Annotated in this window: 9 protein-coding genes; 2 read left to right on the forward strand and 7 right to left on the reverse strand. The window is 37.0% G+C overall.

The window, feature by feature from the left end; genetic code table 11:
- Window positions 1–2: 2 nt before the first annotated feature.
- On the forward strand, window positions 3–1,889 hold the full coding sequence (locus ACFX5U_RS02915; protein ID WP_400262448.1) for a RagB/SusD family nutrient uptake outer membrane protein: 1,887 nt from the start codon (window positions 3–5) through the stop codon (window positions 1,887–1,889).
- A gap of 105 nt (window positions 1,890–1,994) precedes the next feature.
- On the opposite strand, the gene ACFX5U_RS02920 is transcribed toward ACFX5U_RS02915, so the two are convergent.
- The 3 genes from ACFX5U_RS02920 to ACFX5U_RS02930 form a co-directional block, all read right to left on the reverse strand.
- The gene (locus ACFX5U_RS02920) at window positions 1,995–2,285 is read right to left on the reverse strand and encodes a hypothetical protein (protein WP_051959756.1); all 291 of its coding nucleotides are present in this window, start codon (window positions 2,283–2,285) and stop codon (window positions 1,995–1,997) included.
- Window positions 2,286–2,346: 61 nt separating this feature from the next.
- The gene (locus tag ACFX5U_RS02925; protein ID WP_400262449.1) at window positions 2,347–4,593 is read right to left on the reverse strand and encodes a Tex family protein; all 2,247 of its coding nucleotides are present in this window, start codon (window positions 4,591–4,593) and stop codon (window positions 2,347–2,349) included.
- Between the two features lie 96 nt (window positions 4,594–4,689).
- The gene (locus ACFX5U_RS02930) at window positions 4,690–5,199 is read right to left on the reverse strand and encodes a twin-arginine translocase TatA/TatE family subunit (RefSeq protein ID WP_081918300.1); all 510 of its coding nucleotides are present in this window, start codon (window positions 5,197–5,199) and stop codon (window positions 4,690–4,692) included.
- Window positions 5,200–5,406: 207 nt separating this feature from the next.
- Between ACFX5U_RS02930 and ACFX5U_RS02935 the strand changes: the two genes are divergently transcribed.
- A complete protein-coding gene (locus ACFX5U_RS02935) occupies window positions 5,407–6,762 on the forward strand; it encodes an MATE family efflux transporter (RefSeq protein WP_038696119.1) in 1,356 nt (451 codons plus the stop codon).
- Between the two features lie 72 nt (window positions 6,763–6,834).
- On the opposite strand, the gene ACFX5U_RS02940 is transcribed toward ACFX5U_RS02935, so the two are convergent.
- The 4 genes from ACFX5U_RS02940 to ACFX5U_RS02955 all read right to left on the reverse strand — a co-directional run bounded on the left by ACFX5U_RS02940 (window position 6,835) and on the right by ACFX5U_RS02955 (window position 12,330).
- Window positions 6,835–8,220 carry a dihydrolipoamide acetyltransferase family protein gene (locus ACFX5U_RS02940; protein ID WP_400262450.1) on the reverse strand — a complete coding sequence of 462 codons (1,386 nt, stop codon included), beginning with the start codon at window positions 8,218–8,220 and terminating at the stop codon, window positions 6,835–6,837.
- Between the two features lie 107 nt (window positions 8,221–8,327).
- Entirely contained in the window at window positions 8,328–8,771 is a 444-nt protein-coding gene (locus tag ACFX5U_RS02945; protein WP_400262451.1) for a CinA family protein, read from the reverse strand.
- Between the two features lie 8 nt (window positions 8,772–8,779).
- Window positions 8,780–9,589: a competence/damage-inducible protein A gene (locus ACFX5U_RS02950; RefSeq protein WP_400262452.1), complete on the reverse strand. Its 810-nt coding sequence runs from the start codon at window positions 9,587–9,589 to the stop codon at window positions 8,780–8,782.
- A 425-nt stretch (window positions 9,590–10,014) separates the two neighbouring features.
- On the reverse strand, window positions 10,015–12,330 hold the full coding sequence (locus ACFX5U_RS02955) for a putative LPS assembly protein LptD (RefSeq protein WP_400262453.1): 2,316 nt from the start codon (window positions 12,328–12,330) through the stop codon (window positions 10,015–10,017).
- Window positions 12,331–12,439 lie beyond the last annotated feature (109 nt).

A 12,439-nucleotide genomic window follows, 5' to 3' on the forward strand; every position in this document is an offset into this window, starting at 1 on the left:
TTATGAAAACAATAAAATTATTTTATATACCTATTTCGGCATTATTATTTACGGGCTTATTTACAAGCTGTAATGATGATTTTGTAAATACGAAGCCTCTTAACGAAGCACCTAAAGAATTGGTCTGGGCAGATGCAGGATTAGCACAGGCATTTGTAAATGATTTGTATAATGGGTTTGGACAAGGTGGTTTTAATGAACAAATGTTAGCCTCTTTATCTGACGAGTCTATGTTTACACACCCGGGAAGAGGAATCAACACGATTACAGAAAGTAGGTCAACGCCAACAGATCAGGGCTGGATTGTAGATTCTTACGAGTATGGAAATATGTACAAGTATATTCGAGCTGCAAATACAGCTATTGAGAATTTAAAAGAGCCTAAGTTTAGTAATGCAACGCAGGCTAAGCAAATGTTGGGAGAAGCTTATTTCTTAAGAGCCTATTATTATCAACAATTGTTACGTTTTTATGGAGCAATTCCACTGATTACAAAAATTTATTTGTTAGAAGATACGGATTTCACAGCTGCACGAAATACTTATGAAGAATGTGTAGATTTTATCGTAAAAGATTGTGACGAGGCAGCAGCGCTGTTGCAAGATGCGGTTAAGGTTGAAGGGCGCACAAGCCAAGCGGCGGCGCAAGCATTAAAAGCGCGCGTATTAACCTATGCTGCATCTGACCTCCATGATGTACCCACAGCAAAAGGAAAGTCTCCAACCATTGCTGCATATGGTAATTCGGAGTATCTAGGCTATGTTTCTGGTAGCCGTGTGGAGAGATGGCAAAAAGCTAAAGCTGCGGCAAAAGTCGTATTAGATCAAACCGCTTTGGCTTATAAACTAGATTTATTAGATAGCGTAACGGCAGCAGAAGGAAAGGCAAACTACATTGCTTTAGCTATGGGAGGAAAGTCAAAGGTGAGTGAAATTGATGCTAAACGCGATTTAATTCTCGGTCGCTTTTTTAATGATTTAAAAGATGAAGGTGGCGCTTATGTAGGACGAAATAATGGTCCTAATGGCTACCATAACTGGTCCGGTAACACCCCAACACAACTTTTAGTTGATGATTACGAGATGTTGTCAGGTGAGAAATTTGATTGGAATAAGCCATCACACTCCTCGAATATTTATGCCAATCGTGATCCAAGATTAAGTGCTTCCATCCTCTATGATGGTGCAAATTGGAAACCTAGGACTGATGACGTGAAGGAAAGAGATCCTGCAAATCAAATCCAAACAGGACAGTATGAAGTGTTAAATGAGAAGGGGGTTAAAGTGATTCAATATGGATTGGATACCCGTAATTCTCCGGTGGAAGATTGGAATGGTAGTTATATGGGCTATTATATGCGCAAGTTTGTTGATGGGGATCCCACGATCATAGATCAAAACTCTAGACAGCGTATACCGTGGCCAATACTTCGTTATACGGAGGTCGTGCTCAATTATGTAGAGGCTTGTATTGAATTGGGAGAAAATGATGAAGCTCGCAATTGGCTCAATAAAATACGCTTCAGAGCAGGTATGCCAGCTATTCCTAAGACGGAATCGGGACAAGATTTAAAAGCGAGATACCGTAATGAAAGACGTGTAGAATTAGCGTATGAAGAACATCGCTTTTTTGATACCCGTCGTTGGATGATAGCGAAAGAAACGGTCGGAAGACCAGTGACTTATATTAGTGTCTTTGGGTCTTTAAATACAGGGAAAAAAGTAAGTCTTTATCAATACAATACAGGTAATTACACCTATTCATATAAGGTGAATACCATAGCTCCAGGTATTGAAAATAGAAACTGGCTTGATAAAATGTATTTTATTTCTATTCATCGTGATGAAATCAATAGAAACAACAAATTAGTTCAAAATCCAGGATATTAATTTCAAAATCAGGCTATATAGCTAAAGGGGGTATTTCAAATTATAGGTAAAGTTCTCAATGTATGGATTTGCTTAAATATTTGAAGTTCCCCCTTTTTATTGATGTTAGTAGAGGTAAGTGCGGACCAATTGTTCCCATTCTTCATCTAAGGAACCTTTAAATTCAGTTTTTTTTGCACGGTTATACCAATATTGTGCATTCCATAGGTCTTTTTCTTTACGATGGAGGTATGCATGAATATGTGCAGATTTAGAATCCTGTAGATGATCGATAAGATCATGGGCTTTTTGCCAATCTCCTTTTTTATCCCACCATAAGGATTCTAACCATACCGATAGCTCAGCAGGAGGGAGAGCCATAGCTGTAGAGGATGAAAATTTTTCGAATGTTAACATGATTCTAAAATAATTAATTTTGCCATAAAAAAGGGTGATTATTTAATAATCACCCTTTTGTTTATTTAAATTTACTTGCCAGTGCAGCCAATTTAGAGGCCATATCTGTTACTGGTTCTTTTTCTTTCTTATCTTTATTGTTGAAGTTCTTCATTTCCCTTTTAGGTTTTGGGGATGAGGGAACTTCGTTAGTCTTCATGGAAAGACCTATGCGATTTCTTTTTTCGTCGATTTCAGTCACTGTAACTTCCACATGTTGCTGTACTTTTACGACCTCATGTGGGTCTGAAATAAAACGATTTGACAGTTGACTTAAGTGTACAAGACCATCTTGGTGAACACCAATGTCAACAAAAGCACCAAAATTGGTGATATTGGTAATTATGCCTGGCAATTTCATTCCCACTCGTAGGTCTGAAACAGCATTTACCCCATCTGTAAAGGAAAAGGCTTCGAATTTTTCACGCGGATCCAATCCAGGCTTCGCCAATTCAGCGATGATGTCATTGAGAGTCGGAAGACCAACTTCATCTGTGATGTAGTTTTTTAAAGGTATCGTTTTTCTTAACTCTGAATCTTTCAGTAAGTCTTGGACACTGGTTGCTAAATCCTTTGCCATTTGTTCGACCAATTTATAGCGTTCAGGATGTACTGCTGAAGCGTCTAGTGGATTTTCAGCATTTCGGATTCTTAAAAAACCTGCTGCCTGCTCAAATGCTTTTTCTCCTAAACGAGGAACCTTTTTCAATTCACGACGTGACTTAAATGGACCATTTTCCTTTCTATAGTTGATAATGGATTGTGCCAAAGCAGGACCTAAACCAGATACATAAGCTAGGATTTGTTTTGAAGCTGTATTCAACTCAACACCAACATTGTTGACACAACTCATGACCGTGTCGTCAAGAGATGTTTGCAGTTTGTTTTGATCTACATCATGTTGATATTGTCCAACACCTATTGATTTTGCATCGATTTTAACTAATTCTGCAAGGGGATCCATCAATCGTCTCCCTATTGAAACAGCGCCGCGGACTGTGATGTCTTGATCGGGAAATTCTTCTCTTGCAGTTTCTGAAGCAGAGTAAATGGATGCACCGCTCTCGTTGACCATGACGATAGTGGCATGCTCTAAATTAAGTTTACGAATAAACTCTTCTGTCTCTCGACCTGCAGTTCCATTACCAATGGCAATAGCTTCGATATCGTATTTTTTTACTAAAAAAGGAATCGTTCGTGTTGCCTCTGCTAGACCTCCAGAACCACTGTGTGGAAAGATTGCCGTATTTTCTAATAATGCACCCTGTTGATCTAATACTACAGTTTTGCAGCCTGTTCTAAAGCCCGGGTCGATTGCTAAGATTCGTTTTTGTCCTAAGGGAGCAGAAAGAAGTAATTGGCGTACATTATCAGCAAATACTTTAATCGCTTCTTCGTCTGCTTTCTGACGTGTTAAGACCCGGATTTCCGTTTCCATGGAAGGTTTTAATAAACGTTTATAACTATCTAATAATGCTAAACGAACCTGTGTAGCGGCATCATTTTTCGCTACTATATATACCTGTTCAATAGCAGGGATAACCAATTCTTCCGAAACTTCAATATCTAAGTAAAGGAGTTCTTCTTTCTCCCCACGACGCATCGCTAATACGCGATGAGATGGCGCATTTCTTAGTGATTCGGACCATTCGTAATAATCTTTATATTTTATTGCTGCTTCCTCTTTACCTGGAACTACGCGCGATACGAATTGACCTTTTTCTAAGAATACCTTACGTGTCTTATCTCTTACTTCTGCATTTTCAGCGATCGTTTCAGCAATAATATCTCTTGCTCCTGAAAGTGCTTCTTCCACTGATTTCACGCCCTTCTCTTCATCTACTAGATCGTTTGCTAACGTATTAAAATCTGTAGACTTTTGTGCTAATAAAATGTCGGCAAGCGGTTGAAGGCCTTTTTCACGCGCAATGCTAGCACGTGTTTTACGTTTTGGCTTATACGGAAGATAAATATCTTCCAAATTTGCCATTGTCTCCACCGTTTGAATTTTAAGTTCCAGCTCTGCAGTTAGTTTTCCTTGTTCTGAAATGGATTTTAAAATAGCATCCTTCCTTTTTAGCAAGTCGCGTAATTGCTGCATACGATCGCGAATCGTTGTAATTTGTACCTCATCCAAACTACCAGTCATCTCTTTTCTATAGCGAGAGATGAAAGGGACAGTAGCACCTTCGTCTAATAACGCAATCGTTGTTCGTACCTGTTTTTCGCTTATTGCTAATTCCTTCGAGACTATAATTTCATGTGCCATAAATAGGGAATGTAATATGTATTAAAATAGAAAGCTGTTGGAGATAATCCAACAGCTTTATTCGACAATATCTTATTGATAATACTCGCTTTAAATCTATGCTTCTTTAGAAGGTTCCGAAGGATTCTTAGCTATATCTGGAGTTGTTTTTTCTACAGAAGTTGTTGGGTTTTCTTCTGAGGATGTAGTTTGCTCTTTTTCAGCAAAATGATCGGAATAACCATACTGAAAATGATTAGGTTCTTCGCCATATTCAGGCTGACGATTATATTGCATCGTACCTTCAGGCGCTGTTAACTGTGGAGTCTTTTTTTCTGATTCCTCCGTGTTTTCAGCTTCTTCTTTTACCTTTTGCTCTGCAGCTTGTGCTTCTGCTAAAGGATTTTCCTCAATTTTTAAATCTATATCTTTTTCGAAATTATTAATTTGATCTGAGATTTCTCTTTTAATGCCTTCTGAGGCATCCTTAAATTCTCTTATCCCACGACCTAGGCCTCGGGCTAATTCTGGAAGCTTTTTACCACCAAATAATAAAAGAGCGATTACCAAAATCAACATCATTTCTGATGTTCCTATGTTAAGAAATGCAAATATTTGACTGTACATCTTACTATCTTTTTAATAAATTATAAATGCTAAGTTACAGCAATATTTTAAAAATGAAATAGTGTTTCAAGAAATATTAACAATTCGATTGTAAAAATCTTGTAGGCAAATTTGATAATTTCATTTTGGTTTATTCATAGATAAGAAATGTAAGATTGATAAAAATCTCGTACTTTTGCAATCTTTTCTAATTAAGTAGCAGGAAATATGTTGAAGCGATTAAAATCTTATAAGCCTTATTATTGGAGTACATTTATATTGGCTGGGCCAGTTGTAATTTCTCAACTTGGACACACTATGGTTCATATGGCTGATAGTGTTATTGTCGGTCACTTTGCTGGCACCATCCCTTTAGCTGCGGTATCATTGGTCAATTCGGTCTTTATGATTGTCATGGTTATTGGTTTAGGAATTGCTTATGGGATCACACCCTTGATTGCGCAAGAGAATGGACGGGGTAATAAAGAGGAGTGTGCTAAATTATTGTCTAATAGTATTTGGATTAATGCGCTGGCAGGCATTCTTTTATTTTGTCTTGTATATTTTGGATCCATGTTAGCTATTGATCATTTAGATCAAGATCCAGCAGTTGTGAAGGAAGCAAAACCTTATTTGCTTATTTTAAGCCTCTCTATTGTTCCATTAATGATTTTCAGTGCCTTTAAACAATTTGCTGAGGGTCTGGGTTTTACAAAGCAAGCCATGAATATTACCATTTGGGGTAATCTGCTGAATATCATTTTGGCTATTATTTTTGTCAATGGGATGTTTGGTATAAAGCCAATGGGTGTAAGTGGAGTTGGATATAGTACTTTAATCGATCGTGTCATGATGATGGTAGTCATGTTATTTTATGTGATGAGATCTTCTTATTTTAAGCCCTATATCAGTAAGTTTAGTATATGGGCCGTGGATACCATTCGTGTCGGTAAAATACTTAAGATAGGTACACCAGTGGCTATGCAATATGTTTTTGAAATTGGTGCATTTGCTGGTGCTGCACTTATAGCTGGGACTATTGGGGCTGTTGAACAGGCCTCGCATCAAGTTGCGATTCAACTCGCAGCGATGACTTATATGATGGCAAGTGGTATTGCAGCAGCTGCAACCATTAAAACTGGAAATAGTTTTGGTAATAAAAATTATTTCCGTTTGCAGCGTTTCGCGATTTCATCTTATCAATTGGTTTTGGTATTTATGCTGTTAACAGCCTCTATTTTTGCAATTTTCAACAATTACTTACCTTTTATTTTCACTAAGGATATGGCAGTTGTCACCATTGCTTCACATTTATTAATTATAGCGGGTTTGTTTCAACTTTTTGATGGAACGCAGGTAGTCGGACTTGGTGTATTAAGAGGAATGGGGGATGTAAATATCCCAACACTTATTACTTTTATAGCCTATTGGGTAATTGGATTGCCAAGTGGATATTTTATGGGAGTACATTTAAGAATGGGGGTAGAAGGAATCTGGTATGGCTTAACCTTAGGGTTATTGACATCATCCGTTTTACTATATTGGCGCTATAGAATTGTTATTCAAAAGCATTTAAACTCATAGTACAATTGTTTTTCGGCATAAAAAAGCCTTCTTTGAATGTTCAAAGAAGGCTTTTTTATGCGATAGCGCACTTTATATTTCTCGATTGATATCCCAATTTTCTAAATAATCGGCCACGCGTTTCAAAAATGTACCTCCTAAAGCTCCATCTATAACCCGATGGTCATAAGATAGGGAAAGGTACATCATTTGCCTGATACCAATCAGATCACCATGCTCTGTTTCTATGACAGCAGGTTTCTTCTTAATCGAACCGACTGCTAGGATGGCAGCTTGTGGTTGGTTAATGATCGGAGTCCCCATAATATTACCAAAAGCACCAATATTTGTGAAGGTAAATGTTCCTCCTTGTGTATCATCTGGTTTTAATTTGTTTGAACGGGAACGGTTAGCAAGGTCATTGACCGACTTACTAAGTCCTACTAGACTCAACTGATCAGCATTTTTTATGACGGGAACGATTAAATTTCCGTTTGGTAATGCTGCAGCCATTCCGATATTGATGTTTTTCTTTTTGATAATATGATTTCCATCTACGGAAATGTTAACCATTGGAAAATCTTTTAATGCCTTGGCAATTGCCTCAATAAAGATAGGAGTGAAGGTAATGTTTTCACCATCTCTCTTTTTGTAAATTTCCTTAGCTTTAGTACGCCAAGTGACCAAATTTGTGACATCAGCCTCTACGAATGAGCATACATGTGGCGAAGTTTGAACACTTTTTACCATGTGATCCGCTATGATTTTGCGCATCCTATCCATTTCGATGATTTCATCGCCACCAGAATTTATGGTATGAGCTGTTTCTGTAGTTGCTTTACAACATTTAACTTTTTCGGCACTAGGTACAGAAGCTGCTGGAGTAGTATGTGGCGTATTTGGGCTTGTATGAACGATTTGTCCACCCTTACTCGCTACATACTTTAAAATGTCTTCTTTTGTGACACGGCCTTCCGAGCCAGTACCTATAACCTGATCTAGTTCTTGTTGACTCAAACCTTCATGAGCAGCTATATTTTTAACTAACGGAGAATAGAACCTGATTCCATTATGGAGGTTGGGTTGTTGACTTTGAATAGTAGGCTGAATTTGATTCAATCCAGGTATTTCAATTCCTTTATCTTCAAGTTGTACCTCCGTTGAAACGATCTCTAATTTCTCAACAATTTGATCTTGGGGTTGTTTCGAACTTGATTGAGGTATTTCATTTTCCCCATTTTCAATTTCGATAATAGCGATTATATCACCTACTTGTGCAACTTGGTCAACTGAAAAAAGTTGTTCCTTTAATATTCCTTTTACTGGAGAAGGCACATCAGAGTCTACTTTATCTGTTGCGATTTCTAAAACTGCTTCATCTTCACTAATGGTATCACCTGGTTGTTTTAACCATTTCGTTACAGTAGCTTCAGATACACTTTCCCCCATTTTAGGAAGTAATAATTTATATAATGCCATAATAATTCAACTGCAATCCTTTTAAACACTAAGTTAGTTATTTTAAGGTTTATATTTTACAAAGTAAAATATAATTTTTGATAAATCAACTTTTACGGAATAATATTTTAAAAACTGATACCTATTTGATGTTCTTTGACAAGAAGTTGCCAAAGCATAAAAAGCGCTAACTGTTTCGTCCGTTCAATATTTGTGGCTCGGTCATTTTGAAATTGAAATTTTTTAGTTACTGTTTCCTGTTCACCTGCAATTGCAATCCAAACAGTACCGACAGGCTTTTCTGTTGTTCCACCGCCTGGACCTGCAATACCGCTTGTAGCAATAGCATAGTTGGTTTCAAATCTACTTTTGGAGCCTTCAGCCATTTCAATTACTGTTTGTTCACTTACGGCACCAAATTGAGCTAAAGTCTCTGCTTGAACACCTAATAACTCTTGTTTTAGTTTGTTCGAATAGGGGACGGTTCCACCTACATACATTTCACTGCAACCAGCTACAGCTGTTATTAGGGCAGCAAGACTACCACCAGTACAACTTTCTGCGGTTGTCAATGTTAATTTTAGATGGATGAATTTTTAATCAAAAAATTCTCTATTGATGTATCATAATCCGCGATAACATGACCAGTTAGTCTGTCTATTAGCTTTTGGGCATAACGCTTCGTATTGTTTTCAATCTCCTCTTTATTGCTTCCGCTACCCGATAGTCGTAATCGAACGAATGCTAGTGTTGGAAGATAAGCCAATTTTATAAATGCCGGTAATTCGGATTCGATATCGGCTATTTTTTCGGCAAGATATGATTCTCCGATTCCTCCTATGATAATATTTTCTTGAGAAAGGAAAGTGTTATTATTTTGGTTTGAAAATAGGGGTAATATTTGTGTGCCCATTAAGTGTTTCATTTCAAAAGGGACACCAGGCATAAAGATATAAGTAGTTTTCTCTTTTTCAATTAACATCCCTGGTGCTGTACCATATTGGTTGAATAGTACTTTGCATCCATCTAAAACATCTGCTTGCTGCTTGTTTATATCAAGCATCTTTTTTCCGCGTTGTTCGAATAATTGCGTTACATGATGAAGGACTGTTTGATCTCTTCGGAGGTGGGTATTAAAGTATTTTGCAGCAGTCTGTTTTGTAATATCGTCATTTGTGGGACCTAATCCACCAGTTATAAATACCAGGTCAACTTGATTATGACTTTCGGATAATGCTGCTAAAATTTCACCTTCTTTGTCGGATATAGAACGGATTTGTGATACCGAAATGTGGTTGTTTTGGAGTTGGGATGCTATCCAAGCTGAATTGGTATCTACAATTTGACCAATTAGGATCTCATCTCCTATAGTGATGATGTGCGCTTTCATAGATATGTTTAAAAATCCTTGTTATATTAAATAGCATAAGCTATGAAAATTTCTAGAAGAATTGGTGTACAATTGAAAAATAAAAAAGCAGTTATTAATAATAACTGCCGCCCGAACTATTTCTTTTCGAAAGTTTTAAATCTTGGAGAATCGAAGATTTAGCCCTGATGGTAACATTGTAACTTTGGTACCTTCCAAAGGGTGTCCATCCCATTGCGATATCCCAACAGTGAAGGTCTCTATAAATATTGAATTGTGTTAAGGTAATTTCTTTCGCTTTTAAGTCGTATCCGGAGTTAAATGTAACTTTCCATTTTGGTGTTAAACTAAAGTCTCCATGAATATTTACAGTACTCGTAATGGAAGAAGTATGACCCGGTTTAGAGTATTGAAAGCTAAATGAGCCCGCTAAATTCCAGGGAATACTAAAATTGACAAATGCATTCGGATCGGCGCTGATGCGTGATAAAGCCTGCGCTTGTTTCCGGTGTCATATTGCCTCCCATTTGGTTCCGAAGGGAGTCAATATTGTTATTCCTATTTTGAGCTGCTTTGGGATTAAAACTATAATCAAAAGAAAGACCGAAATTAGTTAATCGCGCTAACTTACCGTCATTAAATACATATTTGTCGTAACGCTGCCCCATTTGGTCAATAGCATAAGGGTCTAAAGTACCATTGAAGTTGATATTTACCTTTTCTTTGAATAATGCCGTTCTACCTGAAAAATTAAGGGGTGATAATTTCAATGAATCTGCTACAAAATTGTAATTTCCACTCAGGGACAATCCTTGAAGTAAAGGGATTTTCTTAATTCCACCATCTGTCGTGTCCGATTTACTTTTTATTTTTGCTTCGATATTATTGTCGATCGAGAAGCCAATACCCATTGATTTTCCTGCAGAAGGTGAGCCATAAACATTGGTTTGGAAAATTGAGTAACGGTTAAGCATACCAAATTCATCAATATAATTCTTGTAAAAACCGTACATAGCATCCGAAAAATCGGGTCTATAGTTTAGATTAACCGATGGCGTGATGACATGTCTTATTGCTTGTATTTTACCCATTTTTGGATAGCTACCATAAATTTTGGTAGACAAACCAGTTGATACCGAATAATCGTATGCTCTTTTAAATCCTTGCACTGTATCAGTTACAGGAATATATCCTTCTTTCGTGTTTTCCATCCTTTGACGGGTACTTTGTAGGTACCATCTTTCCGTATAGTTGACACTTGTATTGAACTGGAAATGCTTGAATGCATTTAAAGATAAACTGATGGGGATATTATGTTGAAAGCCGTTTGTAAATTTTTTTAAGGTCTGTTTAGAGAATAAAGTAGAATCACCTGTGTTTAACGTGTTTGTTCCTTGTAAACTATAACCGACATTGATTCGTTGATACCATTTTTGTTCATCCACACGGTCTTTAGAATCAAAAGGATTGAAAGAAGAAACGTTTAAACTAAAATTAGGAAGTTGTAACTGTACACTACCTGACGCCATGTCTTGATTATGACTTATGGTTGAAGTAAAGTTGACTTTTCCATCTGCAAATACACGTCCATACGCAATGGAAGAGCCCATCCTATTTTTAGTTAAGTCATCAATATTATTGGTGCCATTTACTCCGGTATTTCTAAAATAGGATGTAGTTCCAAAATTCACATTGGCGGAAAAGGAGGTTCCAGGATTAGCTTCCTGTCTTTGAGAGTGATTCCAGGTCACATTAAAATCTTTGTTAGCACCATAATTATCAGTTCCTTCAATGCCTGTTTTTGTAGACGCGTAACGTATGTTAAAGCCACCGTTGTACTTATAATTGACCATATACCTCGTGTTAACAGAGGCTTCCCAAGATCCTTTTGAATAGATACTACCGCGTATTTCACTATCCCAGTAATCATTAAATGCTAAATACCAACCTGCGTCTCGAATAGCAAATCCGCGCGTATAATCTTCCCCAAATGAAGGAAATAAAAATCCTGAAGACCTTTTGTCTGGTTTTGGGAAAAAGGCGAAAGGGAATCCTATAAACTTTAAAGGAATGTTTTGTAAAACAAGGTAGGAAGGCCCGGCTATGATCTGATTTTTAGTAACAATACCTTTGCTCAGAAAAATACCAAAGTGTGTATGTGGTTCAGGCAGATTACAGGTACTATAAAGTCCATGATATAAAGACATTTCATCGTATAGGTTTTTACGAACTACTTTCGCTTGGATGAAACCTCCTTCTACATCGGTCATAATACCATAAGTATTACCTTCTTGTTTCTCGTAATCATATAGCAGTGAATCTACCGTTTTAGGGCTTTCTCCACCCATCATGACAATAGGACGTCCGGTGTATTTTCCGTTGTGGTCTAAAATACCTGAAGCAAATATCTGTTTTTTATTTCGGTCGAGTCTGATATAATCTGCAGATAATTCAAAATCTTGATATTTAACCTTAGCGCCTTTATATAAATGACTTATGTTTTTATCCACTTCGGTACGCTGTGAATCGCGCGCGATAATGCTCACTTCTGCTTGAAGTCCACCATTATTTTTGGTACTGTCTTTGTTAATTAGCGTAGAGTCCCGCGTCATTTTAACGGAGTCGGGGTTTCCTTTGACCGAAACTGAATCTTTTAGACTCGTTGACGTTGTCTTTACTGGAATTTTTCCTTGCGAAAATGCTGCATGAACACTTAGCGAAAGAATAAGAAATATTGTTAAAATGTGTGTTAACGACTTCAAAATTAAAGACAAATGTTATTTTTGTAAATATATTAAACTAAGCTTGACAAAATTAGTCAAAAACAAATAGAAAGTGATGTTTTTTAACGAGATTAACATTTCCTACTTT

The sequence above is a fragment of the Sphingobacterium sp. SG20118 genome (genome assembly GCF_044740685.1).
Lineage (GTDB): Bacteria > Bacteroidota > Bacteroidia > Sphingobacteriales > Sphingobacteriaceae > Sphingobacterium.

Excerpts from the sequence above, each read along its gene's own strand:
- ACFX5U_RS02940 (WP_400262450.1), bottom strand. The coding sequence starts at position 8,220 with ATGGCATTATATAAATTATTACTTCCTAAAATGGGGGAAAGTGTATCT.
- ACFX5U_RS02950 (WP_400262452.1), bottom strand. The coding sequence starts at position 9,589 with ATGAAAGCGCACATCATCACTATAGGAGATGAGATCCTAATTGGTCAA.
- ACFX5U_RS02930 (WP_081918300.1), bottom strand. The coding sequence starts at position 5,199 with ATGTACAGTCAAATATTTGCATTTCTTAACATAGGAACATCAGAAATG.
- ACFX5U_RS02935 (WP_038696119.1), top strand. The coding sequence starts at position 5,407 with ATGTTGAAGCGATTAAAATCTTATAAGCCTTATTATTGGAGTACATTT.
- ACFX5U_RS02920 (WP_051959756.1), bottom strand. The coding sequence starts at position 2,285 with ATGTTAACATTCGAAAAATTTTCATCCTCTACAGCTATGGCTCTCCCT.
- ACFX5U_RS02925 (WP_400262449.1), bottom strand. The coding sequence starts at position 4,593 with ATGGCACATGAAATTATAGTCTCGAAGGAATTAGCAATAAGCGAAAAA.
- ACFX5U_RS02915 (WP_400262448.1), top strand. The coding sequence starts at position 3 with ATGAAAACAATAAAATTATTTTATATACCTATTTCGGCATTATTATTT.